The 26,449-nt window shown below is 40.7% G+C and carries 31 protein-coding genes; 19 read left to right on the top strand and 12 right to left on the bottom strand.

Annotation, left to right across the window (positions count from 1 at the left end; all coding sequences use genetic code 11):
- Positions 1-55: 55 nt before the first annotated feature.
- Complete coding sequence (locus tag AAU57_RS07740; protein WP_055412362.1) at positions 56-508, bottom strand: DUF4442 domain-containing protein; 453 nt, start codon at positions 506-508, stop codon at positions 56-58.
- 346 nt (positions 509-854) lie between these two features.
- On the opposite strand from AAU57_RS07740, the gene AAU57_RS07735 reads away from it, so the two are divergent.
- The 4 genes from AAU57_RS07735 to AAU57_RS07720 all read left to right on the top strand — a co-directional run bounded on the left by AAU57_RS07735 (position 855) and on the right by AAU57_RS07720 (position 4,336).
- Positions 855-1,352 carry a DUF4870 domain-containing protein gene (locus AAU57_RS07735; protein WP_055412361.1) on the top strand — a complete coding sequence of 166 codons (498 nt, stop codon included), beginning with the start codon at positions 855-857 and terminating at the stop codon, positions 1,350-1,352.
- Position 1,353: 1 nt separating this feature from the next.
- Positions 1,354-1,695 (top strand): PadR family transcriptional regulator, encoded by a 342-nt coding sequence (locus AAU57_RS07730; protein WP_055412360.1) that lies wholly within the window; start codon positions 1,354-1,356, stop codon positions 1,693-1,695.
- A complete protein-coding gene (locus AAU57_RS07725) occupies positions 1,692-3,401 on the top strand; it encodes a PspC domain-containing protein (RefSeq protein ID WP_082438576.1) in 1,710 nt (569 codons plus the stop codon). The genes AAU57_RS07730 and AAU57_RS07725 overlap by 4 nt, the downstream gene beginning before the upstream one ends.
- Positions 3,402-3,517: 116 nt before the next feature.
- Positions 3,518-4,336 (top strand): GIN domain-containing protein, encoded by an 819-nt coding sequence (locus AAU57_RS07720; RefSeq protein WP_082438575.1) that lies wholly within the window; start codon positions 3,518-3,520, stop codon positions 4,334-4,336.
- 75 nt (positions 4,337-4,411) lie between these two features.
- Here the strand turns inward: AAU57_RS07720 and trxB are convergent, their stop codons facing one another.
- A complete protein-coding gene (trxB, locus tag AAU57_RS07715) occupies positions 4,412-5,398 on the bottom strand; it encodes a thioredoxin-disulfide reductase (protein ID WP_055413709.1) in 987 nt (328 codons plus the stop codon).
- Between the two features lie 116 nt (positions 5,399-5,514).
- On the opposite strand from trxB, the gene AAU57_RS07710 reads away from it, so the two are divergent.
- The 11 genes from AAU57_RS07710 to AAU57_RS07660 all read left to right on the top strand — a co-directional run bounded on the left by AAU57_RS07710 (position 5,515) and on the right by AAU57_RS07660 (position 14,712).
- On the top strand, positions 5,515-6,066 hold the full coding sequence (locus AAU57_RS07710) for a cupin domain-containing protein (protein ID WP_055412358.1): 552 nt from the start codon (positions 5,515-5,517) through the stop codon (positions 6,064-6,066).
- Between the two features lie 50 nt (positions 6,067-6,116).
- Positions 6,117-7,637 carry a Na+/H+ antiporter NhaC gene (nhaC, locus tag AAU57_RS07705; protein WP_055412357.1) on the top strand — a complete coding sequence of 507 codons (1,521 nt, stop codon included), beginning with the start codon at positions 6,117-6,119 and terminating at the stop codon, positions 7,635-7,637.
- Position 7,638: 1 nt separating this feature from the next.
- On the top strand, positions 7,639-8,538 hold the full coding sequence (locus tag AAU57_RS07700; protein ID WP_055412356.1) for a carboxypeptidase-like regulatory domain-containing protein: 900 nt from the start codon (positions 7,639-7,641) through the stop codon (positions 8,536-8,538).
- Between the two features lie 96 nt (positions 8,539-8,634).
- The gene (locus AAU57_RS07695; RefSeq protein WP_055412355.1) at positions 8,635-9,918 is read left to right on the top strand and encodes a PQQ-dependent sugar dehydrogenase; all 1,284 of its coding nucleotides are present in this window, start codon (positions 8,635-8,637) and stop codon (positions 9,916-9,918) included.
- A gap of 96 nt (positions 9,919-10,014) precedes the next feature.
- Complete coding sequence (locus AAU57_RS07690; RefSeq protein ID WP_055412354.1) at positions 10,015-10,581, top strand: hypothetical protein; 567 nt, start codon at positions 10,015-10,017, stop codon at positions 10,579-10,581.
- A gap of 220 nt (positions 10,582-10,801) precedes the next feature.
- Positions 10,802-11,278: a hypothetical protein gene (locus AAU57_RS07685; protein ID WP_156340050.1), complete on the top strand. Its 477-nt coding sequence runs from the start codon at positions 10,802-10,804 to the stop codon at positions 11,276-11,278.
- Between the two features lie 126 nt (positions 11,279-11,404).
- Complete coding sequence (locus AAU57_RS07680) at positions 11,405-12,289, top strand: MBL fold metallo-hydrolase (protein ID WP_055412352.1); 885 nt, start codon at positions 11,405-11,407, stop codon at positions 12,287-12,289.
- A gap of 6 nt (positions 12,290-12,295) precedes the next feature.
- Positions 12,296-13,210 carry a patatin family protein gene (locus AAU57_RS07675; protein ID WP_055412351.1) on the top strand — a complete coding sequence of 305 codons (915 nt, stop codon included), beginning with the start codon at positions 12,296-12,298 and terminating at the stop codon, positions 13,208-13,210.
- 136 nt (positions 13,211-13,346) lie between these two features.
- Entirely contained in the window at positions 13,347-13,982 is a 636-nt protein-coding gene (locus AAU57_RS07670) for a peroxiredoxin (RefSeq protein ID WP_055412350.1), read from the top strand.
- 189 nt (positions 13,983-14,171) lie between these two features.
- Positions 14,172-14,483 carry a thioredoxin family protein gene (locus tag AAU57_RS07665; RefSeq protein ID WP_055412349.1) on the top strand — a complete coding sequence of 104 codons (312 nt, stop codon included), beginning with the start codon at positions 14,172-14,174 and terminating at the stop codon, positions 14,481-14,483.
- Positions 14,464-14,712: a DUF6952 family protein gene (locus AAU57_RS07660; RefSeq protein ID WP_055412348.1), complete on the top strand. Its 249-nt coding sequence runs from the start codon at positions 14,464-14,466 to the stop codon at positions 14,710-14,712. The genes AAU57_RS07665 and AAU57_RS07660 overlap by 20 nt, the downstream gene beginning before the upstream one ends.
- Positions 14,713-14,807: 95 nt before the next feature.
- Here the strand turns inward: AAU57_RS07660 and AAU57_RS07655 are convergent, their stop codons facing one another.
- On the bottom strand, positions 14,808-15,338 hold the full coding sequence (locus AAU57_RS07655; RefSeq protein ID WP_156340048.1) for a hypothetical protein: 531 nt from the start codon (positions 15,336-15,338) through the stop codon (positions 14,808-14,810).
- 109 nt (positions 15,339-15,447) lie between these two features.
- Between AAU57_RS07655 and AAU57_RS07650 the strand changes: the two genes are divergently transcribed.
- Positions 15,448-16,152 carry a DUF4197 domain-containing protein gene (locus tag AAU57_RS07650; protein WP_055412346.1) on the top strand — a complete coding sequence of 235 codons (705 nt, stop codon included), beginning with the start codon at positions 15,448-15,450 and terminating at the stop codon, positions 16,150-16,152.
- 107 nt (positions 16,153-16,259) lie between these two features.
- The gene (locus tag AAU57_RS07645) at positions 16,260-16,454 is read left to right on the top strand and encodes a hypothetical protein (RefSeq protein WP_055412345.1); all 195 of its coding nucleotides are present in this window, start codon (positions 16,260-16,262) and stop codon (positions 16,452-16,454) included.
- A 9-nt stretch (positions 16,455-16,463) separates the two neighbouring features.
- Here the strand turns inward: AAU57_RS07645 and AAU57_RS07640 are convergent, their stop codons facing one another.
- The 6 genes from AAU57_RS07640 to AAU57_RS07615 are packed head-to-tail and all read right to left on the bottom strand — an operon-like array spanning position 16,464 to position 22,877.
- Entirely contained in the window at positions 16,464-17,798 is a 1,335-nt protein-coding gene (locus tag AAU57_RS07640) for a DUF58 domain-containing protein (RefSeq protein WP_197275399.1), read from the bottom strand.
- On the bottom strand, positions 17,798-18,919 hold the full coding sequence (locus tag AAU57_RS07635; protein WP_082438572.1) for an AAA family ATPase: 1,122 nt from the start codon (positions 18,917-18,919) through the stop codon (positions 17,798-17,800). The genes AAU57_RS07640 and AAU57_RS07635 overlap by 1 nt, the downstream gene beginning before the upstream one ends.
- Positions 18,919-20,238: a DUF4350 domain-containing protein gene (locus AAU57_RS07630; protein ID WP_055412343.1), complete on the bottom strand. Its 1,320-nt coding sequence runs from the start codon at positions 20,236-20,238 to the stop codon at positions 18,919-18,921. Before AAU57_RS07630 ends, AAU57_RS07635 begins: the two co-directional genes overlap by 1 nt.
- The gene (locus tag AAU57_RS07625) at positions 20,238-20,996 is read right to left on the bottom strand and encodes a hypothetical protein (protein ID WP_055412342.1); all 759 of its coding nucleotides are present in this window, start codon (positions 20,994-20,996) and stop codon (positions 20,238-20,240) included. The genes AAU57_RS07630 and AAU57_RS07625 overlap by 1 nt, the downstream gene beginning before the upstream one ends.
- Positions 20,993-21,928 carry a hypothetical protein gene (locus AAU57_RS07620; protein ID WP_055412341.1) on the bottom strand — a complete coding sequence of 312 codons (936 nt, stop codon included), beginning with the start codon at positions 21,926-21,928 and terminating at the stop codon, positions 20,993-20,995. The genes AAU57_RS07625 and AAU57_RS07620 overlap by 4 nt, the downstream gene beginning before the upstream one ends.
- A complete protein-coding gene (locus tag AAU57_RS07615) occupies positions 21,906-22,877 on the bottom strand; it encodes a stage II sporulation protein M (RefSeq protein ID WP_055412340.1) in 972 nt (323 codons plus the stop codon). The genes AAU57_RS07620 and AAU57_RS07615 overlap by 23 nt, the downstream gene beginning before the upstream one ends.
- Positions 22,878-22,915: 38 nt before the next feature.
- Here AAU57_RS07615 and AAU57_RS07610 point away from each other — a divergent pair, with 38 nt between their 5' ends.
- Both AAU57_RS07610 and AAU57_RS07605 read left to right on the top strand, forming a co-directional pair.
- Positions 22,916-23,638, top strand: a complete 723-nt coding sequence (locus AAU57_RS07610) for an RDD family protein (RefSeq protein ID WP_055412339.1) — start codon at positions 22,916-22,918, stop codon at positions 23,636-23,638.
- Positions 23,639-24,271 carry a trimeric intracellular cation channel family protein gene (locus tag AAU57_RS07605; protein ID WP_055412338.1) on the top strand — a complete coding sequence of 211 codons (633 nt, stop codon included), beginning with the start codon at positions 23,639-23,641 and terminating at the stop codon, positions 24,269-24,271.
- 53 nt (positions 24,272-24,324) lie between these two features.
- Here the strand turns inward: AAU57_RS07605 and AAU57_RS07600 are convergent, their stop codons facing one another.
- The 3 genes from AAU57_RS07600 to AAU57_RS07590 all read right to left on the bottom strand — a co-directional run bounded on the left by AAU57_RS07600 (position 24,325) and on the right by AAU57_RS07590 (position 26,446).
- Positions 24,325-24,687, bottom strand: a complete 363-nt coding sequence (locus AAU57_RS07600) for a hypothetical protein (protein ID WP_055412337.1) — start codon at positions 24,685-24,687, stop codon at positions 24,325-24,327.
- A 197-nt stretch (positions 24,688-24,884) separates the two neighbouring features.
- Positions 24,885-25,754 carry a rhomboid family intramembrane serine protease gene (locus tag AAU57_RS07595; RefSeq protein ID WP_055412336.1) on the bottom strand — a complete coding sequence of 290 codons (870 nt, stop codon included), beginning with the start codon at positions 25,752-25,754 and terminating at the stop codon, positions 24,885-24,887.
- Positions 25,754-26,446, bottom strand: coding sequence for a rhomboid family intramembrane serine protease (locus tag AAU57_RS07590; RefSeq protein ID WP_055412335.1), 693 nt, complete (start codon positions 26,444-26,446; stop codon positions 25,754-25,756). Before AAU57_RS07590 ends, AAU57_RS07595 begins: the two co-directional genes overlap by 1 nt.
- Between the last annotated feature and the right edge of the window lie 3 nt (positions 26,447-26,449).

Genomic DNA, 26,449 nt, shown 5'->3' with positions numbered 1-26,449 from the left:
AAGATACGCAATGAGTTAAGCGGCATTTGTTAGAACTATTAAAAAAGAAAGAGCGCTAGCCTTTGCGTTTTACGGTCCATTCAAATTTAAACTTACTTACCTGTATACCGTCTGCATTGATTCCAGTGGCTTCCATCCAGACCGTCTGGCCTTCACCTGTGGCTACTGTTTTTTCAATGGCATCTTTAATTGCGAGTCCATCATTAGATGTGAAGGTGATCTGACCTGTTGCTTTCTTAGTAAAGGTGGCTTCATTGTTAGCTACCAGCATGCTCACCTTAGCATTGGATTCTTTGATATAGGACATGACCAAAGCGCCTGTGGTAAGCTCTGCTGCCATGGCCTGCACGGCAAAATACATGCTCTTGAACGGATTTTGATTGAACCACCTGTGCTTGACACGTGTCGTGCACGTCTCTGGCGTGATGGTTTTTACACGTACGCCGCACCACCAGCAGCTGGGTAATTTAAAAAACGTAAAAGTGTTGATTTTGGCCGGTGTGATCATGTATGGTAGCTTGACGTGTACAGCAAAACTAACCGATTTACAGCAGAGTAAGCAAAAAACTTTTGATGTTCAAATCACTTTCTAGATTTAAATTGTAGCTCCTTTTACATCGAGATTTATGAATAACAAACTCATCTTTATTTGAAATTTTGATGATTATCCGATCACACTAAAAAATAAAATCAGATTTTTTCATATCTAACCATTCCTCTTCAAAGGGCTGTTTTTATTACGCTTTCGTGAAAACGAACTCATCAAATCACCATATCTGAACAAAAATATATGGTACTTTGTATTGCATAATACTATCTTTTAGATATATATTTGCATTAGAAATTAATAGGTCATGGAAAAACAACAACAAAACAACCACAATAATATCGCGATGGGAATCCATCTAGCGACATTTGGAAAATGGATCTTCCCATTGGGAAATTTCATTCTGCCCATTCTACTATGGATGGTGAATTCCAAAAAATCTGACTTTATAGATCGCCATGGAAAACAGGCCATCAACTTCCAATTGAGCATCACGCTCTGGACCGTTATACTTGCCTTTATAGGCGGCGGCGTGATTATAGGGAGCATGATCTCTGGCGGTCCAGATTTATGGCAAGCGATGGATGGTCCTAGCTTTCCCTTTACCAATGACTTGGGGATTTTCTCCACTATCGTCGCCAGCGGTGTGATTTGCGGTACGCTTATTCTGGCTTTGGGCATTGTGGATCTGGTCTGCACGATCAAGGCGGCGATCAGGGCTCATGATGGAGAGGAATACCGCTACCCGTTAACGATTAATTTTATTCCTGATACGCCAGTTCAGGAAACATCTAACACGAACTAACATGAAGATAGAAAACACAAAAGCACAAATGCGCAAGGGCGTACTGGAGTACTGCATTCTATCGATCCTCAAGGAAGAAGATGCCTATGTGGCAGAGATTCTTGATACTTTGAAAGATGCTAAACTCCTGGTGGTGGAAGGCACCATCTACCCGTTACTGACACGTTTAAAAAACGCAGGACTACTCAACTACCGTTGGGAAGAAAGTACTGGTGGACCTCCACGTAAGTACTATGGTCTTACTGAAACAGGTAAGATCTTCCTTACTGAACTCTCCAGCACTTGGGACGATCTCAAGAATGCCGTCAATATTGTTACCAAACCTAAAACCAAGAAATCATGAACAAGACCATCAATATAAATTTAGCTGGGCTGTTCTTCCACATAGATGAAGATGCCTATCAACGCCTGCAGCGATATCTTGCAGCGGTACGCAGCTCCTTTTCTGGAACTACGGGCGCAGACGAGATCATGTCTGACATCGAGTCCAGAATCGCAGAACTTTTCCTTGAAAAGCGCGCCAATGAGCAACAGGTCATCTCTATAGGTCATGTAGAAGCTGTGATTGACATCATGGGACAACCAGAAGACTATGAAGTTGACGAGGACATCTTTACAGAATCTGGCAGTAAAGCCAAGCGTCCCAATTATGCTACTAAAGGGAAACAGCTCTTTAGAGACACGCAAAACGGGTACGTTGGTGGAGTGAGTTCTGGATTGGGACATTATTTAGGCGTCGACATCGTTTGGGTACGTGTTCTATGGATCCTGATTACTTTCCTTACCGCTGGTTGGGCCATACCTATCTATATATTGTTATGGATTTTTGTTCCCGATGCAGTGACTACCAACCAGCGCCTGACCATGATGGGCAAGGAAGTCAACATCTCCAATATAGAAGATAATTTCAAAGCGGGTTTTGAGCCCGTGGCCGATGGGCAGACCGACGCCGGCCACCTTATCGTAGGTCAAAAGGGAAAACGTGGAACCGTTAAGTTTTTTGGATTTTTAGGCAGTCTGATCATAGGAGTTCTAAAAGCAATCGTAAAGATATTTGGGTTACTGTTATTCCTCACGACGACAATTGCACTGGTGGCCTTGATCGTATCGACCATCACGGCGAGTGCAATAGATATTGAAGGGTATAGTTTGTTAACCATTTTTGACTGGGTTGTCCCAGCAGATTTTGCTTCCTTCTGGTTGGTTCTTGCCATTATTTTAGTTGCAGGAATACCATTATTTCTTCTTGCTGTTTTAGGCTTGAAGTTATTGGTGAGCAATTTGCGCACCTTAGGATCTAAAGTGTATCTGGCACTTTCTGCCATATGGATCATTGCTGTGATCGCCTTAAGTATCATGATTGGGAGAATCATTGCCAGTCAAGCGATTGATGCGAGTGTACAAAAAACAGAGAAGTTTGCCATTGACGCATCGCAACCGTTCTCACTGGACCTTACCAGGACAGATCGTATCAACTCTTTCAATCGCAATGGTGTCCAATTTGAGTTTGATGAGATTGACGGGCAACAATACGTTAAGTATTATAATGTCAAGGTAGCAACTGGATCCACAACAGATTCTGTTGCACGTGTCGAGCTCTTGTTCAAATCCAAAGGAGCCAGTTTTGAAGAGGCCAAGGAACGAGCAAAACTGATCCAGTTTGAGTACCAACTCACAGACTCTTCTTTTGTAGGATCAGACTATTTTATGTTGCCGCAAAATGGTGGATTTGGCGATCACGATGTGGAAGTCATGGTGTATTTGCCAGAAGGTACCACCGCTCGATTCAATGAGCGATTTGGTGAGCGATACAGATCGTATATCAACAATGACGCATTCCGTTTAGGGAATAACATTGAATACACGTACCAGATCAAGGATGGCAAGGCGGTATGTCTGGATTGCCCCATTATTGAAGAAACAAAAGAAGCTGAAGATGAAGCTATGGATACAGTAAATGATAGTGTCCCGGCGAACAGCATTCCAGAAAATGATGGTGACTGGCAGTATGATGGTAACGATGGCGTGAGTCAAAACGATCGATCATGATAGCGCTCATCTGTTACCTCATCGACCTCATCCTACTATAAAATAGGAATATATTAAGAACCGCTCCCTTTATATGGAGCGGTTTTTGGTTATATTCAAATTAAAAACCAAAAGAAATGAAGAATTTACTAGTAGCATCGATGTTGTTGTTGAGTTTCGCTTTCGCGAAAGCGCAAAAAGTAAAAGGCAATAGAGATGTAACCACCCAAATCATTACCGTAGAACCTTTTCAAGAAATAAGAATAGGTGAAGAACTGGAAGTCACTCTATCTGAAGGTGTTACTCCCAAAGTTGATGTCAAGTCAGATTCCAACCTGCACCAATACATTGATGTTTCTGTAATAGGTGGCGTATTGACTATTAAAACCACTGCAGACATAAGACGCAATAAAGAGCTGAAGATCAACATTGTCTACACTCCACAACTTAGAACGATCACCGCCTTTGAAGATGCGCAATTGAGCACCACCACAAACTTTAGGTTAGAAATGCTTCAAATAAATGTGAAAGACAAAGCCAGAGTATATTTTACAGGGCGCGTGAATGAACTCATTTTTAATGGTATGGCAGACAGTAAGTCAGAATGTAATCTAGGTGGCGGCAGTGCCCAGTTGAACCTTAACGGGAACTCTGATACTGAAGCGCTCCTTAAATATGACGAGATTAATTTCTTGATGACAGACAAAGCGACCGCACGTATTGAAGGTGATGCAAAAACAGCATCCATGGTTCTTGAAGGTAGAGCCGATCTTGTTGCAGAAAAGCTAGACCTCAAAGACTTAAAATTAAGCATCACTCGCAATGCAGAAGCAAGTGTGAATGTCAACAAAGATTTTGAATTGAAAGCCAGCGGCGATGCACAAATAGAACTGTATAACAATCCAAAAATCAATATGGCCGAGTTTACAGACAAAGCGGTCTTGATGAAGAAATAAAAGATAGTTAGTAAAACCAAAAATCCCTTGATGGCCGTGCCATCAAGGGATTTTTTTTATCGTAAAACTTTCAACCTACTCGATGCTGTAATCTCCAGCCTTTACTTCTTCTACCACACCTATATCGGCTAGATAGCGTTCTGCGTCTAGAGCAGCCATACAACCAGTTCCTGCTGCGGTGATGGCCTGTCTATACACTTTATCCTGAACGTCTCCACTAGCGAAAACTCCAGGTAAATTGGTTTTGGTCGTATCTGGAACAGTGACTAGGTAACCATCATCGCCCATGTCTAATTGACCCTTGAAAATGTCTGTGTTAGGCTTGTGACCTATAGCGATGAATAATCCAGTGATTTCAATCTCGTGTTTCTCGCCAGTTTGATTGTTTTTGATGCGCAAACCATCCACGACTTGGTCACCTAGGACTTCGTCCACCTCGCTATTGTATAGGACTTCAATATTTTTAAGACTGTTTACTCTATGCTGCATGGCTTTAGAAGCTCTCATATAGTCTTTACGCACAAGCATGGTTACTTTTTTACAGATGTTGGCTAGGTAACTGGCCTCTTCTGCTGCCGTATCTCCAGCACCTACAATCGCTACTTCTTGATTGCGATAGAAAAATCCGTCACAAACGGCGCACGCACTAACGCCACCGCCGCGCAAACGCTGTTCACTAGGCAACCCTAGATACTTAGCAGATGCTCCTGTAGAAATGATCACAGTATTGGCTTCCAGATGAATTTTTCCGTCTACCACTACTTTGTGGATGCCACCTTTCTCGGTAGCAAAATTCACTTCAGTGACCATACCAAAACGAACATCAGTTCCAAAACGTTCTGCCTGTTTTTGTAGGTCTACCATCATGGCTGGTCCATCGATACCGTCAGGATATCCAGGAAAATTATCCACTTCAGTCGTCGTGGTCAACTGGCCACCAGGTTCCATACCGGTATACATTACAGGTTTCATATCTGCTCGCGCAGCATAGATCGCAGCCGTATATCCTGCTGGTCCTGATCCTATGATTAAACACTTTATTCGTTCTATTTGCTCTGACATGTTCTCAAATTTGGAATACAAAAATAAGATTAATACACGGCTATTTAAGGCGATAGCCATTAGGATTTATTATCACTTTATCAAACAAATGGATGTTGTAAAGCCTAATTTTGAGCATGCCTGTCACCTACAAAAATCCCATTACCCGTGAAAAAGCGACCCTACTGGAAACCAGTGCCAGTACAAACGGCGCATACACCTATATTAAGGTAGAACTACAGCCCGATGGTGGCAATCCCATTCATTACCATAACCGATTTACAGAGGAGTTTGAACCCATTCAAGGAACGTTAGGTGTACACTATCTAGGTAAAGAATTACGTCTATCACCTGGTGATACCTTTAAAGTTCCAATCACCGACAATCACAGATTCTACAATCCCAATCCAGAATCTATTGTATTTAGAGCACGATTAGAGCCAGGACAACCCGGTTTTGAGAACTTCATGGCCGTACTTTTTGGACTGGTAAGCGATGGCAAAACCTTTGGTAGTAATCAAATTCCCTACAATCCATTTTATGCTGTCCTATTGTTAAAATGGGGCGACACTCAAGTGGATAACTTGTTATTCAGACTGTTGCGACCACTGCTGGATGTGATGTTCTCGCTTTCGCGAAAGCTAGGTTACGACAAAAAGCTCATAGCAACTTACGTACGTCATCACTAGGTTTGCAACTCAAATCACAAAGTTGTAACATTACGTTTACTTAAAAATTCATGGAAAGCCAAAACATCAATCACGAGGACGAAAAAATTATTGAAAATAGAGAACTGAATATCTGGGAAGCACTAATTCCTGTTGTGGCGCTAATAATAATGCTGGCCTTTAACGTTCTGGTGGTTTATGGTGATGATGCGCTGTCTGGATCCAATCAATTTATCCTTTTACTAGGTGCGGCCGTGGCTGGGCTGGTAGGTTATTTCAATAAGGTTTCCTATGAGACCATGATTGAAGAAGTCGCACAAAACCTCAAATCCACCGCAGGTGCCATTTTGATTCTCCTTATGGTAGGCGCGCTGGCAGGAACCTGGTTGATAAGCGGTATTATTCCTACCATGATCTATTATGGTCTGGATATTTTGAACCCTACCATATTTTTGGCCGCATGTGTGGTGATTTGTGCCGTCATTTCTGTCGCAACCGGTAGCAGCTGGACCACCAGTGCCACTGTAGGTATCGCCTTGATAGGTATTGCCGGAGCGCTAGATATCAATGCTGGGATGACGGCTGGTGCTGTTTTGAGTGGCGCTTACTTTGGTGATAAACTCTCACCGCTTAGTGACACGACCAACCTTGCTCCTGCCATGGCAGGAACGGACCTTTTCACGCACATTAAGTACATGACCTTGACCACGGTGCCTACCATTGTCGTCACGCTTATCGTTTTTGTCATCATTGGTTTTTCTATAGACACTTCAGGAAATGCAGATGTCACCGTTTATCAAAACGCGATCGAGAATACGTTTAACACATCAGCCTGGTTGTTTTTAGTTCCTGTACTAGTCATCGCAATGATTGTTAAAAAGGTATCGCCACTCGTGGCTTTATTGGTAGGAACATTACTCGCTGCTGTTGCGGCATTAATTTTCCAGCCAGAATTAGTGTTAGCCAACAGCGGACTGGATACCTGGAACTTTACGTCAGGTTACAAAGGTTTGATGAATGCCATTACCGTAGACACGAGCATCGCTCCTATTACAGAAAATACCGAAATAGGTGAAAAGCTTGCCGGTCTGTTTGAATCTGGTGGTATGGCAGGAATGCTGGGAACCATCTGGCTCATTATTTGCGCCATGGTTTTTGGTGGAATTATGGATGCCATAGGTGCGCTGGCCACCATCAGTAAAGCCCTGCTTAATTTATTCGATTCGGTTTTTGGATTGTTTGCGAGTACGGTTGTGAGTTGTCTTGCGATCAACTTTACCGCCAGTGATCAATACCTTGCCATTGTCGTACCTGGAAAAATGTACGCCAAAGCCTATCAAGATAAAGGACTGGCTCCAGAAAACCTCTCCAGGACTCTGGAAGATTCTGGTACGGTAACTTCTGTCCTGATCCCATGGAATACTTGTGGCGCCTATCAAAGTACAACGTTAGGCGTTGATGTCATCGCCTACTTACCTTATGCGATCTTCAATTGGTTATCGCCATTTATGACCTTGTTGTTTGCTGCCTTTAGCATCAAGATCAAGGAGCTTTCTGGTAAGGTGGCTAGTGATGGGCAAGTGGATTTGTAGGATGAATTTATCTAATGATAGAATATGGCACTTATCACTCGTTCTGACTCTCTTCTTCAGTCAATTGGTTGTAAGTCAGAATAAAATGTATAGCGGAGTTGTTCTTGAAAACAACACTCCGATATTGGGCGCTACTGTTGTCGTAAAAGGAACATCTATAAGTACCAAAACAGATTTTGACGGAAAATTCAATATAATTGTCCCGAAGTCTTCCAAAATATTGATTTTTAGCTATTCAGGGTATGAAACCGTCGAGCGTACCCTAGATCAAGAAACTTTTATAAATGTAGAAATGCATACCTACAGAGAAAAAGGTATTTGGGTTTCTGTAGGAGGTTTTTCAGATTTGACTTTTGCACCTTATGGAATAGCAATTAGTAATGGCCAGCAAGAACAAAAACTACTTCATTTTGAAAGTTTTCAAGAACGTGTTTCGTTGAGACTTGCAGTCGCGACAGACTTTTCAGAGAACTGGACTTATGAATCTAAATTTATATATCACCCGCCAATATTGAATAATAGTCTTTCTAACACGTCAATAGCATATATAAAGAAGGATTATCAGGAATTTAAATTTGAAGACTGTTTTCTTTCTACTAACGTGACGAAATTAAATTTTATAAATGCAATGCTAACGGCTAAAGTTGGAGTTCAAAGATTTGATAGAAAACAAGGATTTGGTGGTGCCATAGGTTTTGAAAGTGGAAATTATAACTTGAGATTTCAATACGGCGCACAAATAGGGTATTGGAATGATTATTTTACCTATGAAATTTATTTTCGGAAATTTTTAATCGAAGATAGTTTGAGTTTGATTACGAATTATGATAGAATCAATAACGTCAATTTCTTAAAAGTTGGTATTAATTTCCTATTCAAGACTCACGCAGATAAATATTGAGTTTAGTCATTTAAAATAGTATTACCCTAAAATCCCGTTAACCACAACCGCTTTACATCGCTTACCTCCTATTTTTACGGCTTAAAAAATAAAGCTATGTACAAATATTTATACGCATTACTGTTTTCTTTACTGCTGATTTCCTGCAAATCCAAAGACCCTAAGGACAGCACACCTAAAAAGGTGAAAGAGGAAATGAGCGACAATCCCAACCAGACCGTGACCACTGCCATAGGTGATATCACTTTGCCAGCTCCATATGCAACAGAATCTGAGGTTCTTGTGAGCAACGTGGTAGGATGGAAAGATGGAATGACTCCTATTGCACCAGAAGGTTTTAAGGTAAACGCTTTCGCGAAAGCGTTACAACATCCACGCTGGACCTATGTCCACGAGAATGGTGACGTATTTGTCGTAGAGTCCAATACGCGCAACAGTGCCAACCAAGTCACCTTACTGCGTGACACCAACAACGACGGCGTTGCAGATTATCAAAACGTTTTTGTAAGCGGTTTGAATCAGCCGTTTGGGATGTTGATCATCGACAACACGTTTTATGTGGCCAATACTGATGGACTATACGCTTATGATTACACAGATGGTATCAACCAATTGACCGGTAGTGGTAAGAAAATTTTGGACTTACCTGCTGGCGGTTACAACAATCACTGGACACGTAACTTGATCACCAATGCCGATCAGTCAAAAATCTATATTTCGGTAGGTTCTGGTTCTAACGTAGGTGAAAACGGAATGGAATATGAAAAGCGTCGCGCGACGATTCTAGAAATCAATCCTGATGGATCTGGTGAGATCGAGTATGCCACTGGTTTGAGAAATCCAGTAGGAATGGACTGGAATCCAGTCACTGGAGAGCTATGGACCGCAGTAAATGAAAGAGATAAATTAGGGAACAATCTGGTTCCAGATTATGCGACCAGCGTAAAAAAAGGTGGCTGGTACGGCTGGCCTTATTCTTATTACGGACAAATCAACGATCCACGATGGAGCGATGACCCACATCAAGACTTGGTGGATAAAGCCATTGTTCCAGATGTACCTCTTGGCTCGCATACAGCTTCGCTAGGATTTGAATTCTATACTAAGGACGCATTTCCCGCAGCTTATAAAAACGGAGCTTTCATAGGCCAACACGGTTCCTGGAACCGTCAACCATTGAGTGGTTACAAAGTGGTATTTATCCCATTTGATGCCGCAGGAAAACCACAACCACCACGTGATTTCTTAACTGGTTTTACGGCCAAAGGATCTGACAAAGATGTGTACGGTCGTCCCGTAGGCGTAACTGTTCACAATGACGGAAGTTTGTTAGTGAACGATGATGATAGCGGTATTGTCTGGAGAGTAAGCGCGATCTAGTAACTACCCTTTTTCAAAATATTTAGATACCCGAGTCTTTTATTAGATTCGGGTATCTTTGTTTTTAATCCAATTAGATGACATAAATTATAAATCGTGGTACAAAAAAGCGATGTAGAAAAACTTATTGTTCAGACAAAAAAGAGCAATCTTCTAAATCATTGGAATGACACTTTATTTTACAACACTACGAGATACAGTGGTGAGATTAAAGATAAAGAAATTCTATTATGGAGATCATATCGTTTTTTGCGTGGGGATTATCCTGTATTTCACCTCTCATTCGATGAAAATGAAATACTTAGTGAAATAAAATTAGAAAGAAACCCTTTCATTATTTTTCTTAGAAAATTTGTAATCGGAGTTTCTGCTTTATTGATAATTTTCATGTTTTTAGCAGCTGATTTGGGAACTGCCGTCGCCTATACAATTTGGGTAATTATAATTATAGCTTTACTTAGTTTAGTTTTAGGCATCAGTAGAAGATCGACAGTAAAGTACCTTACAAATGAATTAAGACAGGCGATTGAGAGTTTCGAAAAAAGTAAAAATGAAGAACTAAATAAGTCCTCAATAACTAATCCAGACGATGGACTGAAAAAAGAATGGACTTCAAGTAAAATATTGATCAGACTTATTCTATATCCTTTTGTGTATTTTTAGTCTACATTTCAATAATTGGTTTTTTTCCAAGTGAGAAAATTTTATTTGGACTATTTGGTTTAATTGTAGGTATAGGCTATCCTCTAATCGACTTAGTGCTTGCTTTTAAATTGAAGTCCACAATCTGTTAATTTAAATAGACGATCAAATACCTAAATCAAATTGAGATTCGGATATCTTTGGTCTTATATTTAGATTTTAGATAAATTAAAATGACAATTTGAGATTTACCATTTACCTATCAGCTTTAATTGGCCTAATGATTGGATGTTCAGATTCAAAGCAAAATCTAATTGTTGTTGAAGATGATCATGATATTGATTTAACTCAACTAGATTCAGTACGCGATAACTTGAATGGATTTTGGATTCTTGAGGATGTACTTGATGAGGAGAATTTATTATATCTAGATTTCGATAAGGAAAATAATGTCACGTCTTGGGAAACAATTCCATTTTCAAGAGAAATTGAGCAGTCTGGAGTAATACCTATGATTTCCTGTAGGCCTTGGGTAACCATTATTAAACCACATGATAAAGTTGAATTGGAATTTGTCGGTTTGTATTATTCTGATACATTGGAAATAGAATCCCTATCTAAGACAAAGTTTAAAATAGACGGATTAACCTACTTAAGGCATAAAGGTTACGATTTCATGAGTTCTCCAATTATGCCAGAGTCTGTACCTGAAGATTAAATCCAAAGATTTAGACACTCATTTATTTCAGGGAACTATCCACCACTATCAAGGAAATTTGAAATAGCCAATTCTGAATTTGTTTCAGGTATATTTGTTTTGAACAAATACCTAGAAATACATTCGATGAAGTCCATCTATTTTTTTACCGTACTGGCGGCACTCAGTTTTTCTAACATCACTGCTCAAATCGATCCCACAACAGTCACCATCAAAACAACTGAAGTTGTTGACGATGTATATATGCTGGAAGGTCGTGGTGGCAATATCATGATTGTAGTTTCAGATGATGAGACGCTTATGGTGGATAGTCAGTTTGCGCCGTTGAGTGAGAAAATCAAAGCTACTATTGACTCGATTAGTTCTAACGATATTACCTATTTGGTCAACACGCATCATCACGGCGATCATACGGGCGGCAATGAGAATTTTAATAGCAAAGAAACTACGGTAATTGCGCAAGCCAATGTCCTAAAAAGACTGAAAGAAGCTGATAAGGCAGTTGGCTACCTACCAGAGATTACGCTGGACGAAAATATCAAGCTGGAAATGCCTGATGACAAAAACATCATGGTCGTGCACGTACACAACGCACATACGGATGGCGACAGCTTTATTTATTTTGTAGACAAAAACGTCGTGCATATGGGCGATGTATTTTTTAAGGATAAGTATCCGTTTATTGATTTGAACTCTGGCGGCTCGATTGATGGATACATCGCTGCCCAGCAGTTGATCCTGCAAACCATTAATGAAGATACGCACATCATTCCTGGCCATGGAGAACTTTCAAAGGTTCAAGATCTTAAAAACAGTATCAATATGTTGAAGGATTTCCGAAAAGCGATCCAGCTTGCCATGAGCCTCAACCATACGAGAGAACAGATCATGACAAATACTGAAATCACAAAGCGTTATGACGATCTAGGATACGGCGATGGCTTTATCAATAGCGAGCGCATGAAGGCCATCATATATGACAGCCTCAAATATCCCAATACCGATAATTAAAATTTTATGAGAGCACTCGTGATTTCTGGTGGTGGTAGTAAGGGCGCTTTTGCGGGTGGCGTTGCACAGTATCTTATCCAAGAACTCAAATACGACTACGATCTCTACATCGGGACCAGCACTGGCAGCTTGCTTATCTCGCATCTCGCATTAAAAAAGATCGACAAGATCAAGCAGGTATATACGAGTGTGAACCAGAAATCCATCTTCAGCGATTCACCGTTTTTGATCAAAAGGGACAAATTCAACAATCAGGAAATAAGTATCAATCACTGGAATGTGTTGCGCCGTTTTCTTAAGGGAAAGAAAACCTTTGGTGAGAGCAAAAACCTGCTCAAATTGATCAAAGAAGTTTTTACGGAAGAAGAATTTAGTCAACTCAAAACATCGCATAAAGACATCGTGATCACGGTATCTAATCTTAGCTCGCATGAGACGCAATACAAGTCCATCAAGGATTTTTCGTATGAAGATTTTTGTGACTGGATCTGGATTTCCTGCAACTACGTTCCATTTATGAGCATCGTTTACAAGGAAGGTTGCGAGTGGGCAGATGGCGGTTTTGGCAGTATGGTGCCCATCAAAGAAGCTATTGATCGTGGTGCCACGACTGTAGATGTGATCGTTTTAGAAACTGAGGTCAATTATTTGAACAATTTACCGTCCACAAATGCCTTTTCCCTGTTGACTAACCTACACGGTTTCATGATGGATCGCATCGAGAAGCAGAATATCGCCATCGGTAAATTTGCGGCAAACAACAAAAATGCGATCATCAACATGTACTACACGCCTACGGTTTTGACGACCAATTCTTTGGTATTCAACAAACAAAAAATGACCAAATGGTGGGAAAGCGGTTACAATTATGCCGCTCAGAAAAACATGGATCTCAACGAGATCAAACCACACGAGGATTAGCACTAATCAAATTTGTTTCATTACATCAGGGCTATTGTTTTATTCTATGAATGAATGGGGCAACTAGATCGTAATGAGTTCGCTTTCGCGAAAGCGAAGACTACTTTTGCACCCTCAAATAAAAAACAAAATTGTAATGGCTATAGTAGGCAGAAAATTTCCAGACTTGACAGTAAACGCGATGAACGAAATGGGTGACACCTTTCAAATCAACGTACTGGAAGAAGCAAGAAACAACAACAAAAAAGTATTATTATTCTGGTATCCAAAGGATTTCACCTTTGTTTGCCCAACAGAACTTCACGCATTCCAAGAAGCATTACCTGAATTTGAAAAAAGAAACACCTTGATCATTGGCGCATCTTGTGATACCGCAGAAGTTCACTTTGCATGGTTGAACACGGCAAAAGATGACGGTGGTATTGAAGGAATCACGTATCCACTTATCGCAGACTCTAATCGTAACCTATCTACAATGCTAGACATCCTAGATGCAGATGAAGAGTACAACGATGACCTTGAAGGATATTTGTTGAAGGGTGATAACGTATCATTCCGCGCGACATATTTGATCGATGAAGAAGGAACGGTATTTCATGAAGGTGTGAACCACATGCCTGTAGGACGTAACGTAAATGAATTCCTAAGAATGATCGATGCGTACACACACGTACAGAAAAACGGTGAGGTATGTCCAGCAAACTGGGAAGAAGGTAAAGATGCCATGAAGGCAGATCGTCTAGCAACTGCAGCGTACTTGTCCCAAAACTAAATTTTAATAGTTAGTATGTAGTATTTAGTACTTGGCGCTACGCTTTGCTTTAAGAAACGATTACTAAATACTATTTGACAAGTCCCATAAAATCATTTATTGAAGTTATTAGTAAATGGTAGTGACTAGAGAAATGCAACCGTATTTCTCTAGTCTAGCTACTAGATACTAACCTCTAAATACTAAAAAATGCAAACACTAGAACAAGATAACCTACAAGAGATTGTAGCAGGAAATAAAAAAGTAGTGGTCCAATTCATGGCGAGCTGGTGCGGTAACTGTCGCGTGATGAAGCCTAAGTTCAAGAAACTGGCTAGCGAGAACGAAGACACGATCTTTATCCTTGCAGATGCAGAGAAGTATCCAGAATCCAGAAAACTGGCGACGGTAGATAACCTACCTACGTTTGCCACGTTCAAGGATGGTGCATTTGTGAACCAAGTACAGACTAACAAATTTGAAAATCTTAAAGACCTCGTACATGAAGTTACCAGTAATTAGACACTTTCAAAAAGGAGCTAGCAAGGAGCAGTTGGAAACAACGCTTGAAGTACTAGAGCACTTTACAGAACATAGATCTGTGACTGATGAGGAAATGGATGTGGTGGGTGAATTGATCACTAACATTTGTGGAGCCATTGAAGTACACAACAATGTGGAGAACGGTATGAGTGGTATTGAAGCTGCTAATGCATTTGCACAAAAAGTGATGGGCTCCATAGACGCCTAGTTCTTTTAAAGCTAATTTTAAAAATTAAAAAAGTCCCGAAGAGCCATGCTTTTCGGGACTTTTTGTGTGTGGACGTTTCTCGGTAGATTGCTCGATCAATCCAGCTTCTCGTAACGAGCAGATATAGTATCACGATCACCACCTATAAGCGATAACAAAACCACATATTCCAACATTTTACCCTGAACCAGCACCAGATTCCCTTCATCATCATTGCCTATGATCGTCTTGTTCTCTTTATGATAGTAGAAAAAGGGTAATGGAATAAGCGTTAATTTTCGGTTGATGGCAAAGTATCCGTTTTTGATTTTCCCTTTAAAAATCAGCTCATCTTCCTTTCTACCGTAACGATACAATGTCACTACTAATTTGTTATTGTCAACAAGGTTCAACTCTACCTGCGTATTGTCTGCATTGAACAAAAGATCCTTATGGGATTTATTCTTATACAAATCCTGCCATAGACTATTTGCTGGATCCTCTGGAATGGCGTTTTGATAGACACCGTTCAATTGTTTTGCAGAAAACAGATCGGCTTTGAAATCAGAATTTCGTTCCAGTCCTCTTTGAGATATACAGGATGAAGTCAAAACAGCAAGGACTGCTAAAAGGATAAAATTGCGCATGCAGGTTGGTTTGGGTTTAGAAAGGCACATCAAGCATTATTCCGTTATTGAAAAATTAAAGAAATTCCCTGCAAACAATTAAAAGTTATATTTGATAAAACCCTAATCCATGAAGAAAATCATCCTACTATTCGTTGCTTGCATGATGCTTTCCAGCTGTGCAGAACTTCAATCCATCGCCAGCCAGTTACCACAAAGCGGAGCGCTTTCACAAGCAGATATAGGCAACGGTTTGAGGCAGGCACTTGATAAGGGCGTCAATCAACAAGTGACCAAATTATCCTCTAGAGATGGCTTTTTTAAGAATGAAACCGTAAAGATATTGTTGCCGCAAGAATTACAGGATGTGGATAGCGGTCTGCGTAAAATCGGTTTAGGAAGCGTCGCAGATGAAGGTCTCAAACTATTGAATCGAGCTGCAGAAGAAGCGACCAAAGAAGCACTTCCCATTTTTGTGGATGCCGTAAAAGACATCACTTTTGCAGATGCAAAAAACATTTTGCTAGGCGATCAACGCGCCGCCACCAGTTATCTGCAATCAAAAACGCAGCAAAGCCTTTATGATAAATTCTCACCCGTAATTGATAAAAACCTAAGTGAAGTAGGCGCGACCAAATTATGGAGCGACGCCATCACGCGATACAATTCGATCCCATTGCTTAATGATGTCAATCCTGATTTAAGAGATTATGTAACCCAAAAGGCATTGGAAGGTGTTTTCACCATGATCGCACAAGAAGAAATTCAGATCCGTGAATCTGTCAACGCGCGAACTACAGATCTTCTTAGACGTGTATTTGCGCTTCAAGACTAGACCATTAGCTCAAGGTTTTTAGACTTTCTTAACTTAGATTAATACTTTATTAAAAACATTATTGGTTGAAACTTTTAATTTTGACCATTAATAGTTTTTAGAGTACCATGACCGATATTGAAATAGAGCAAGCAGAAAAGACACTTAACCTTAAAGAGAAAAGATATTGCAACCTAATGCGCAAGTCGTTTGAAATCTCTCTAAAGGACCGTGAACGCGCTGCTAGAATTCACGATAAAGCAAAAGCTTTGTACGAAGAGATAACCTCTACTCGCAAGGCCCTTAATATGGAATTGTCATAGGTAACATTACTACAACAATCCTCTAGCCTTAATTTCTAGATATTTATTGATGGTATTGACGGTAAGCTCTTGAGGCTTTGTCAATATCGTTTGAATCCCAAATTTATTAAGCTCATTAACGATGAGCTTTTTTTCGTAAGCAAACTTCTCTGCGATCGTTTTAGTAAAAATCTCTTGGGTCGTTTCCGCTTTTTCCTTCAACATGCTGGACAGTTCTGTGTTTTCAAAAAAGATCACCACAAGCAAGTGGTTCTTTGCAATCGCCTGCAAATAGGGTAATTGGCGGTGTAGCGCGTCTAGCGTTTCAAAATTGGTGTAGAGCAATAATAAACTACGCTGTGTAATTTTTCGCTTGATGTCAATGTAGAGACGTGAGAAATCGCTTTCGCGAAAGTCGGTATCCAAGTTATACAAGGTCTCTAAAATCAAATTCATTTGTGAAGATCTCTTCTGCGCCATCACCTGATTATCAACCCTACTGGAAAAACTGAACATTCCAGCCTTATCACCTTTTTTAAGAGCAATGTTAGAAATCACCAGAGTCGCATTAATCGCATAGTCGACCAACTTCAATTCTTCAAAAGGCATCTTCATCACCCTACCTTTATCAATCACACTATACACAGGTTGCGACTTCTCATCTTGAAATTGATTGATCATCAATTGGTTGCGCTTAGCCGTCGCCTTCCAGTTGATATTACGCACATCATCACCCAGTATGTAGTCCTTGATTTGTTCAAACTCCATGGTGTGGCCTATGCGACGTATCTTCTTCATTCCATAATCCTTGAGCTTGTTGGTGAACGCCATTAACTCGTATTTGCGCATTTGCAAAAAGGATGGATAATTGGGAACCATGGCATCATGGTCAAAAATGTACTTGCGCCAGGTCAAACCTATTCCAGACTTTACAAAGACATTTAGGGATCCAAAATGAAACTCACCACGCTCTGTAGGTCTAGCCGTGTACATCATAGTTTGCATGGCTCCAGACTTGAGTTCTGTTTCAATTTTAAAATCTCGCTTTTGAAATTGAATGGGCAATTCATCAATAATGCGCAGATACGTCTTAAAACCATATTGGTTTTGGGCCTTTATCTCAACTGGATTCTCATCACCATTTGAGAACTTGTCTGGTAAAATCCTGCTGGCTTTAATGCCTTTACTCTTGCCGTAAATCAGTATCAGGTCAACTACAAGAAGACCGATTAATATAAAAAAACCTATGACCAGATAGTCAATGAGTCGTTCAAAGAAGAACGACACAATGAATAGCACAATCAAACCAAGTAATACTTGGAAAAATCGTTTGCTTAGGAATAGGGCTTTATAGATTTTCTTCACTATCGTGGTATCTCGATGGTTTCTAAAATTTGAGCAACGGCTCGATCTGCCGTGAATCCTTCCATTTCACGTTCTGGAGTAAGAATGATGCGGTGTCTCATTACCGCCTTGGCGATATATTTCACATCGTCTGGAGTTACAAAATCACGTCCCATAATGGCTGCATACGCTTTAGAGCCATTCATGATGGCAATAGAAGCTCTAGGAGAAGCTCCTAGGTAAAGATTGGCGTTGTTACGCGTGTTTAATACGATCTCTGCAATGTACTTGATCAAATTGTCCTCAACCACAATACCTTTTACCGTTTCCTGATGCTGTACAATTTGTGCAGCACTCATGATGCCTTCAATCATGGATTCTGGATCTGAGTTTTTGCGGTTATGGTTGCCTTCCAATATTTTGATTTCCTCTTCCAGATTAGGGTACGATACGTTGATCTTGAAAAGGAATCGATCCAGCTGCGCTTCGGGCAATCTATAAGTTCCTTCCTGTTCCACTGGGTTTTGAGTGGCAAAAACCAAAAACGGTTTCTCCATCACATATTCCTTACCATCAATGGTGACCTGTCGCTCTGCCATCGCTTCAAACAGTGCGGCTTGGGTTTTAGCTGGAGCACGGTTGATCTCGTCGATCAAAATGATATTAGAGAATATAGGACCTTGCTTAAACTCAAATTCGTTGTTTTTCATGGAAAAAACCGAGGTTCCCAAAATATCACTAGGCATCAAATCTGGAGTGAATTGAATTCTTGAGAATCCTACCTGCATGGTTTTGGCCAGTAGCTTTGCAGTTACCGTCTTGGCAACACCAGGAACTCCTTCAATAAGCGAGTGACCGTTTGCAAGTATGGAGACGATCAACAAATCGATCATTTCTTCTTGACCTATAATCACCTTGCGCAGCTCTTCTTTAATCTTGACTACAGCGCTGGATAATTCTGTGAGGTCAACACGACTGCTAAACTTTAGATCGTCGCTATTGATATTATCTGTAGCAGGTGTTTGCACAGCAGCTGATTCTGGTGAGACTTCACTTTCTGGCTGGTGCACATGCTGCTTTTGCGCTGGCTCTGGAAGATTCTGGTTGTGATCTTCTGGTGTTGGGTTGTTATTCTCTTCCATTATTTAGTGTCTTTAAAAAACGCGTCAATGAGTTTGTTAAGTTGTTTCAGTTCGTATTGATTGTGCAAAGGTTTTGCCCTAAGTGTATTGATGTATTGGATAAGCTCTTGCGTCTGGTTTAACGGTCTCGCCGCTTTTGCCGATAACCTTTTAATAAAAGCCCCATCCAGCTTTTCAGTATTCATGTAGTAATTACTGCGCACGCGTTCTAAAAAGAATGTGATCTTCTTGTCCACAATACTGGTGTAGTCACCACTTTGATAGTATAGATTACCTATGGTCTTGGTAAATTCTACCGTAGCATTTTCAAGCGGCTTGATCACAGGAACGATGCGCTGCTCGCGTTTACTTACAAAAACCATATAGAGCAAAATTCCAGCAATAGCCAGATAATAGGCCCATCTCAGTGAGGCTTGAGATAAAATGAATCGCAACGGAGACGTGACCACTCGCCTGCCCGACTTCCCATAATCATCAAAGTAAATCTTGTCATTTTTGAGATAGGACAAAGATTCTGCAACATATTGCTGCTTGCCATTAAGCATATAATAATTACTGTAGGCAACAGGACTCAAGTTATAATAAATGGCACCATCGCCTACCGTGACTTCGACAAAATTCACTTGAGGTGTTTTTCTGGTTTTAATCTCCATCGCCTTCATGGCCTTGAAACTATCCGGATCTTTATCTATGATGTTGTCCAGATCTTCGTCGTCATTCTCGTTTTCAAACATCGATTCCAGATAATTACCTTCTGGGTTAAAAGCAAGAACCTCGCCCAACACCTTAGTACGCAACGTATCATAACGTTCAAAATAGCGATAGCTGCCTTCACGATGATACACATAACTGCGATCCTTAAAAGCCTTATTTGTCAATCGTGTTCTTATGGTGTCGTTACTGGTATCCATATAATAACTGCTGGAACTGGTCTCTAGTCCTAAGGTGTCTGCCAAAGAACCATAAGCGCTGGAACTGGAAATAAACACCTTATTGCCACGCGCCACAAAGTCCAGGAGATAATCAGTTTCAGTGGCGTCAAACTCCAAGTAGTTGTTCAAAAAGATGTAGGTCGCACCAGTATCATCTTCATGCTCACGCAAGAAATCCAGAGGCACCTGATCAACACTTTGTACCTGTGCTCCTTCAAATATCTCATCAAGATTGTCGTACAAAACAAACGCACCCAACGGGATCTTATCACCGCTGGTGTAGCTGGGTCGCCAGTTGACCGGTTTGGGACGGCTGCTCTCAACCACAAAAAGGCCCACGAGAATGGCACCCAGTACGAATAATATGATTTTTGATCGCTTATCCATCAGGCGGCTTTTTTGTTGAGAAGTTCAAATTGTTGTTTCGCTTTCGCGAAAGCGAACTCATCAATGGCAAATTCTCCATACCAAACGTAGTCGTACAAATAAGAAACCTTCTGGAACTGATCCTTTAACGCGGCATCCTTGATCTCCCGATAGTAGTCACCATTGGTTTTCTGGAAATCCCAGTCAATCTTGCCAGCAGCACTAAGCTTCTTGAGTGAGTTAAGATATAAATACCTTATGGCATTGCGATAATTGCCGTTTGCGATGGCCTCGTTTATGAATTTATTGAGGTCCAGTTCTTTAATGTGGGTTTCCTCAATCTTGATTTGATTTCTGGTCTCGCCGCCACGTGCTCTGATTCCAGAGGCTTTCTCGCCCGTCAAGAGTCGCACGAGCAGATAGATGGCAATACCTCCAAAAATGGCATACACGGTCCATTTGATGACGATAGCCCAGAATGGACTGATGTCGATACCAAACCAACTGCCCAGCTTCTTGAAGAACCAGTCAAAGAAATCAGTTAAAAAATTGTCGGCTTCTTGAGTGGTGTCCTCATAATCGAACTCTGATCCCGAATATTTTTCGTTTAGATTTTCTGGAAACTCGTTGACCTCAATCACACGGTCATCGTAATCACGACCGAGTGTGTCTGTGATTTGTCGCGGTCGCTGTTCAATTTCAGGAACGAGATCTTGAAGGTTTTGAGCTTTCGCGAAAGCGAACACCAGCATAAATATAAAACAGAGTTTCAGCTTCATACCTGTGCTCCAATGTTTTCAATGCGTGAACGCAAATAGATGTTGTGTTTAAACTCGTGCAGATTGAAGTATAGAAAGGCGTTGATGACCTGTGAGATAAGCTGCATGAACATGATCATGATGCAGAATAAAGTCACGATCAAAATGATCAAAATATGACTTAACGTGCTGTCAGCAAAGGCCTCGCCATTGTCAATCGCGTGAAACGTGATGATCCCAACGATGATGGCTGGACCTATTTGCAAAGCAAACAGACAGATCTGGACCAAAAAACCCAAAACGAAATTGACGCCTACGGTTCTCCAAAAACCACTGAAAAGCAATTGCCACGCCTCGCCAAAAGCGTCAAAAACATTATGCTCTTCATTGTGCACATAACTAAAGATGGAGAGACTGATCCAAGCGTTGAATCCCAGTCCAATGATTAGGGAAATAATCGTTCCCAGGACCGGTATAAAGGCGAGAACAATTTGTGCAATGAAATAGATAAAATACAGAACTACGGCGCACAGCGCTAGTAGCAGAACGCCCCAAAAAACTCTTTTGGCTTTGCTCCATACTAGTTTTTTGGGCAAGTTGTTCGTTTTTTCGGTTTCGTATAAGGATAGATAGCTGCTTGATATGGCGTAATTGAAAATGCTGGCCAGCGCAATCAGGAAAATCAAGAACATGATGGAGAGCCCGATAATAATTGAAGCTTGATCTGTATTGCCATAGTTATTACCTAGAATGACACCGCTTTCCATGACCATGTACTCTACTATTCCTGTTACCAGGAAATACACGCTTATTAAAAACAGGATGAAGAAAATCCCGTTGTAGCCAATAAATACATTGATCAGCCCTTTGATGTTGGCCTTCATGAAATTGAAAAAAGCCGTGATGATGCCACCAAAATCTCGGCGCAATCTAGGCTCTATGTAATCGCTCATATTGTTTCTTAAGATATTGAGGATACACAATGTAGTATCCTATAATTATCGCGGCACTTACCGCGACGATAGAGTACTTGATGATCGCAGGCATGAAGGCATATCTGGTCACAAAACCTTCTATGAAACCTGCCACGATAAATAGAGGTACCGTACTGATCACGACCTTGATACCGTTTTTTGCACCACGCACAAAGGACACGCGCCTCGCATACGTTTTAGGAAACAAAATGGCGTTCCCCATAATCATTCCTGCCGCACCACAAATCACAATAACCGAAAGTTCAATAGTACCGTGTAGCATGATAACGCTCCAAGATTCTATCCCAACATTTTCCAGCGCAAACATAGCAAAGAAAGTTCCCACCATGACTCCGTTGGAAAATAGGATATATCCTGCACCAATAGAGGTGAGCAATCCAGCTGCAAAACACAACATGCCAACCCTAACATTATTGATGGTTATGGCGAGAAACATTCCCAGCGCACCATCTTCTTGATAAACACCTGTAGGATTACCATCCTTGATATTTTCTAGCGTCATGTTCACATAGGAATCTCCCAAAATAAGCCTGGTAAAGGAATCATCGTTATAGGTACTTATGGCACCTATAGCAACGGCTACCATAAAGATCAAGAACGCATATAACATCGTGATTTGATGCTCTGCAAAAAACAGAGGAAATTCCGTTTTAAAAAATCTAATGATCTTGTTTCCCTTTTCCTTTTTATTGACGTAAATCTTTTGATGGGCCTGACTTGCCAGTGAGTTAAGGTATAGCAACGTCTTGCTTTCTTGGTAATAAGTTTGGGCAAAAGAAAGATCGTTAGTCAACTGAATATAGAGACTAGCCAGCCTGTCGGCATTTATATTTGAATTAGCATCCAGAGCCTTTTCAAATGCCATCCATTTTTCTTTATTTTGCTTGACAAAAGCCGCCTCGCGCATTCTGTGAATTTTGGCTAAAGATAAACACTAAAAATCCCATGTCAAACACTTCTATCAATACAGCGCAGAATGTAAATATCAACTACCATATTTCTAGTTTGGGTTATCGCATTACTGGAGTTTTGGTAGATCTGGTGATCATGTTTGTATACATCATCATCCTGGGTTACATAGAAGATGGAATGAGCAACCTGTTTGACAATTTTACCACCTTTGGGTTGAGTCAATTGATGTTCCTGCCAGTGGCTTTTTATTCGCTTTTCTTCAATATTGTATTTAACGGTAGGACGCCAGGGAAATTTGTGGTTGGTACCAAAGTGGTGAAGATCGATGGCTCGCCAGCAACCTGGAGCGATTACCTCATCTCGTGGATGCTTAGACTGGTCGACATTTGGGTCATTAGCCCTGGAATAGGTGTGATGTCCATTATTTTTAGTGATAAAAACCAGCGATTGGGTGATATGGCATCAGACACGATTGTGATTGACACCCGTAAGAAAACCAAAATAAGCCACACCATTCTTGAAGATGTCAAGGAAGATTACGAGCCCACATTTTTGACGGTCAACATGCTTACCGACAAGGACGTCAACGAGATTAAGGAAATTTACAGACTGGCTGGAGAAAGTCGCGATTATGAAACCTTAAAGATGCTACGCATCAAGGTGGAGCAATTGCTACAGGTAAACTCTGACCTGCGCGACGGTATTTTTGTACGCACCGTACTCAAGGATTACTCCTATTTAACACAAGGCAACTAGATGGATTTTATTGAGATTATTGATTTGATGGGAACCATTGCGTTTGCCATCTCAGGAGCTCTTGCGGCTTTTGCTAAAAAGCTGGATCCGTTTGGTATTATTATCATCGCATTTGTCACAGCCGCTGGTGGCGGTACCTTGCGCGATATTTTGATAGGCGTACGACCAGTGAGCTGGATGCTCAATATGGATCTGGTGTACACCATTCTCATCTGTGTACTGATCACATTTATTTTTAGAAGATGGTTGTTGACTTTGCGCAAAACACTCTTCCTATTTGATACGATCGGTATTGGACTTTATACGGTAGTGGGAATAGAAATGGGACTTACCGCTGGATTGCACCCTGTAATTTGTATTACTTTAGGATGTATCACTGCGTGTTTTGGAGGTGTGATACGTGACATTCTTGTAAATGAAATTCCAGTGATATTCAGGAAGAATATTTACGCAACGGCCTGCATCGCTGGTGGTTTGGTTTACTTCCTATTGGCCAAACTCAATCTGCTAGAAAATTGGGCCTTTATAATCTCAGGATTGACTGTGATTACCATTAGATTTTTTGCGGTGATTTTTGAATGGCAGCTGCCAAGCTTTTATGAAACGGGAAAAGAAGATCCTACCGTTTTCTGATGGGTTGATAATACCGCTTTCGCGAAAGCGGACTCTATTCTGACTTTATCGCATTAAATTCTCACCAACTCGCCTCGTTCCAAAGCCTTTTCCATATCTACTTTTATGTATTTATGGCTGTTGAAGAATTTACCTCTAGAGGTTCTCTTGATCGTAGCGATAACAGTTCCATCATCCTTTTTATCAACGGAATGGATTTCCACTTCTTCATTAATGATTCTGTCATAACTAAAAATGCCGCCTCTTTTGATGATGAAATTTGCTTTGGGGAATTGAATGGCTTCATAATCGTTGTTTTCTACCTGCGCAATTTTGAAAGTATCACCTTTTTTAAATGACAAGTTAGCATCCTGAGCCACAGTATAATTACTAAAAAATAATAGTGAAATTACAAGAGAAAAAAACAGATTCTTCATTTTAAACTTATTTTGATTTAAATAATCGCAAAATAAGCATTGCATAAAAACGAATTTATTAAATGTTTCAAAAATTGATGGTTGCTAAAAATCTGGGACTCGGTCTTGTTGAAAGTAGATGGAGCTAAGATATTTAGAGAAATTTAATGACTAGATTCTCTATCCAAGCTTTGCAATGCAGACTGTTTTAAAGTGAATCAATCCTTTCCCGCTTGGAACAGGAAATCCTTTTCTTCACGGCTCAAACTTTCATACCCGCTAGCAGATATTTTATCTAGAATCGCGTCCACTCTTTTTTGATGGTCACTCGCAGATTTTTTGGGCGTTGCCGTTTTGTTAGTGTTGCGGTATACCGTTTTCATATTGCGGTTCGTTTTGGCAGACTTAGGTTTTGATTTGAATAAGTTGACCATACTATCGCCAAATCCTGCAAAGCCTTCCAAAATATCAATACCAGCCTTCATACGCGTTGCTGAATAATAACCTACGCCAGCGCCAGCAAGGTGCGCCACGCTACCGCCAGCATTATTGTTGGTCAAAATAGCAATGATATCAAAGACAATCAATGCAATAGCTAAGTACTTCAGTTTTACGTTCAAGATGAAGAACAATCTCACCTGAGTCTCTGGCATATAACTACAGATAAAGAATAACGTAGCATAGACTCCAGCACTAGCTCCTACCAGTACGTTATTTGAAAAGAAACCTACAAAGAGCTCACTAACAAGCGTAAATACCAAACCACCTGCAACGACACCTGTAAAAAACAGCGTCAAAAATTGGCGACCACTGAATAGATTGAGCATCATCTGTCCCGTGAAATAGAGCACCAACATGTTGATCAACAAGTGAAAGATTCCGCCGTGTAAGAAACCATAAGTCAACCAGGACCATGGTTGCAGAATGGCAGGAACAAATCGTGAAGGCAATGCAAACCAAGCCGTAATTGGTGGATAGATAAGTCCTAAGAGCCAAAACAACAAAGTAGTGATACTTATAACCGCTACCAACTTACCACTCACGTTGAGCGTTGCGTATTTCAGTTTAATGTTATCTACAAAATCCATTAGTCTATTCTATAACCGTCCATGTCGTTGCGCTTCCAGTACCACACCATAATAAATCCAAAGATGGCACCACCTAAATGCGCTGCATGACCTACGTTGTCTTGTAGTCGTAAAATTCCAAAGGTGCTTAAGGTTTCATACAATACATAAGCGCCTATCAACCACTTTGCCTTAATCTGAAAAGGGATAAATAATATCTGAAACGGCATATTGGGATAGAGATAAGCAAATCCTGCCATCAATCCAAAGATACAACCACTGGCACCTACCATGGGAACAGCAAGACTGGTTCTCGTAAAAATCGCTTGACTTATCTCAGCCTCACTAGCACCTTGGGATGAAAGTTCACTCACATAACCTAGATACTGAAAATAGTCAATTCCAGTGGTAAGCAGATACGCTCCTATACCACAGGCCAAATAAAAGAAAATGAACCTATTGCTTCCCATCCAGCGCTCTAGTAGAGGGCCAAAAAGCAGTAACGCGTACATATTGAACAAAATATGCATGAAGCTGGAAGAATCGTGCATGAACATGTGTGTAAACACTTGCCATACCTGGAACTTAGGATTCATAAAGAACCATAAACTCAAATCGTCATATAATGCCGGTGCAATAAAAACCGTACCTATATAGATCGCGATATTCAGGATAATGATATTCTTGACTATTGGTGTCAGGTTATTGAACATGTA

It is taken from the genome of Nonlabens sp. YIK11 (assembly GCF_001413925.1).
Classification (GTDB): Bacteria; Bacteroidota; Bacteroidia; order Flavobacteriales; family Flavobacteriaceae; genus Nonlabens.
The sequence above is the reverse complement of the archived record's forward strand: the minus strand, read 5'-3'. Positions and strand labels throughout refer to the sequence as shown.

What these genes read in the sequence shown, in the direction of transcription:
- AAU57_RS07740 (WP_055412362.1), bottom strand. Translation starts at nt 508, where the DNA reads ATGATCACACCGGCCAAAATCAACACTTTTACGTTTTTTAAATTACCC.
- AAU57_RS07735 (WP_055412361.1), top strand. Translation starts at nt 855, where the DNA reads ATGGAAAAACAACAACAAAACAACCACAATAATATCGCGATGGGAATC.
- AAU57_RS07730 (WP_055412360.1), top strand. Translation starts at nt 1,354, where the DNA reads ATGAAGATAGAAAACACAAAAGCACAAATGCGCAAGGGCGTACTGGAG.
- AAU57_RS07725 (WP_082438576.1), top strand. Translation starts at nt 1,692, where the DNA reads ATGAACAAGACCATCAATATAAATTTAGCTGGGCTGTTCTTCCACATA.
- AAU57_RS07720 (WP_082438575.1), top strand. Translation starts at nt 3,518, where the DNA reads ATGAAGAATTTACTAGTAGCATCGATGTTGTTGTTGAGTTTCGCTTTC.
- trxB (WP_055413709.1), bottom strand. Translation starts at nt 5,398, where the DNA reads ATGTCAGAGCAAATAGAACGAATAAAGTGTTTAATCATAGGATCAGGA.
- AAU57_RS07710 (WP_055412358.1), top strand. Translation starts at nt 5,515, where the DNA reads ATGCCTGTCACCTACAAAAATCCCATTACCCGTGAAAAAGCGACCCTA.
- nhaC (WP_055412357.1), top strand. Translation starts at nt 6,117, where the DNA reads ATGGAAAGCCAAAACATCAATCACGAGGACGAAAAAATTATTGAAAAT.
- AAU57_RS07700 (WP_055412356.1), top strand. Translation starts at nt 7,639, where the DNA reads ATGAATTTATCTAATGATAGAATATGGCACTTATCACTCGTTCTGACT.
- AAU57_RS07695 (WP_055412355.1), top strand. Translation starts at nt 8,635, where the DNA reads ATGTACAAATATTTATACGCATTACTGTTTTCTTTACTGCTGATTTCC.
- AAU57_RS07680 (WP_055412352.1), top strand. Translation starts at nt 11,405, where the DNA reads ATGAAGTCCATCTATTTTTTTACCGTACTGGCGGCACTCAGTTTTTCT.
- AAU57_RS07675 (WP_055412351.1), top strand. Translation starts at nt 12,296, where the DNA reads ATGAGAGCACTCGTGATTTCTGGTGGTGGTAGTAAGGGCGCTTTTGCG.
- AAU57_RS07670 (WP_055412350.1), top strand. Translation starts at nt 13,347, where the DNA reads ATGGCTATAGTAGGCAGAAAATTTCCAGACTTGACAGTAAACGCGATG.
- AAU57_RS07665 (WP_055412349.1), top strand. Translation starts at nt 14,172, where the DNA reads ATGCAAACACTAGAACAAGATAACCTACAAGAGATTGTAGCAGGAAAT.
- AAU57_RS07660 (WP_055412348.1), top strand. Translation starts at nt 14,464, where the DNA reads ATGAAGTTACCAGTAATTAGACACTTTCAAAAAGGAGCTAGCAAGGAG.
- AAU57_RS07655 (WP_156340048.1), bottom strand. Translation starts at nt 15,338, where the DNA reads ATGCGCAATTTTATCCTTTTAGCAGTCCTTGCTGTTTTGACTTCATCC.
- AAU57_RS07650 (WP_055412346.1), top strand. Translation starts at nt 15,448, where the DNA reads ATGAAGAAAATCATCCTACTATTCGTTGCTTGCATGATGCTTTCCAGC.
- AAU57_RS07645 (WP_055412345.1), top strand. Translation starts at nt 16,260, where the DNA reads ATGACCGATATTGAAATAGAGCAAGCAGAAAAGACACTTAACCTTAAA.
- AAU57_RS07635 (WP_082438572.1), bottom strand. Translation starts at nt 18,919, where the DNA reads ATGGAAGAGAATAACAACCCAACACCAGAAGATCACAACCAGAATCTT.
- AAU57_RS07630 (WP_055412343.1), bottom strand. Translation starts at nt 20,238, where the DNA reads ATGGATAAGCGATCAAAAATCATATTATTCGTACTGGGTGCCATTCTC.
- AAU57_RS07625 (WP_055412342.1), bottom strand. Translation starts at nt 20,996, where the DNA reads ATGAAGCTGAAACTCTGTTTTATATTTATGCTGGTGTTCGCTTTCGCG.
- AAU57_RS07620 (WP_055412341.1), bottom strand. Translation starts at nt 21,928, where the DNA reads ATGAGCGATTACATAGAGCCTAGATTGCGCCGAGATTTTGGTGGCATC.
- AAU57_RS07615 (WP_055412340.1), bottom strand. Translation starts at nt 22,877, where the DNA reads ATGCGCGAGGCGGCTTTTGTCAAGCAAAATAAAGAAAAATGGATGGCA.
- AAU57_RS07610 (WP_055412339.1), top strand. Translation starts at nt 22,916, where the DNA reads ATGTCAAACACTTCTATCAATACAGCGCAGAATGTAAATATCAACTAC.
- AAU57_RS07605 (WP_055412338.1), top strand. Translation starts at nt 23,639, where the DNA reads ATGGATTTTATTGAGATTATTGATTTGATGGGAACCATTGCGTTTGCC.
- AAU57_RS07600 (WP_055412337.1), bottom strand. Translation starts at nt 24,687, where the DNA reads ATGAAGAATCTGTTTTTTTCTCTTGTAATTTCACTATTATTTTTTAGT.
- AAU57_RS07595 (WP_055412336.1), bottom strand. Translation starts at nt 25,754, where the DNA reads ATGGATTTTGTAGATAACATTAAACTGAAATACGCAACGCTCAACGTG.
- AAU57_RS07590 (WP_055412335.1), bottom strand. Translation starts at nt 26,446, where the DNA reads ATGTTCAATAACCTGACACCAATAGTCAAGAATATCATTATCCTGAAT.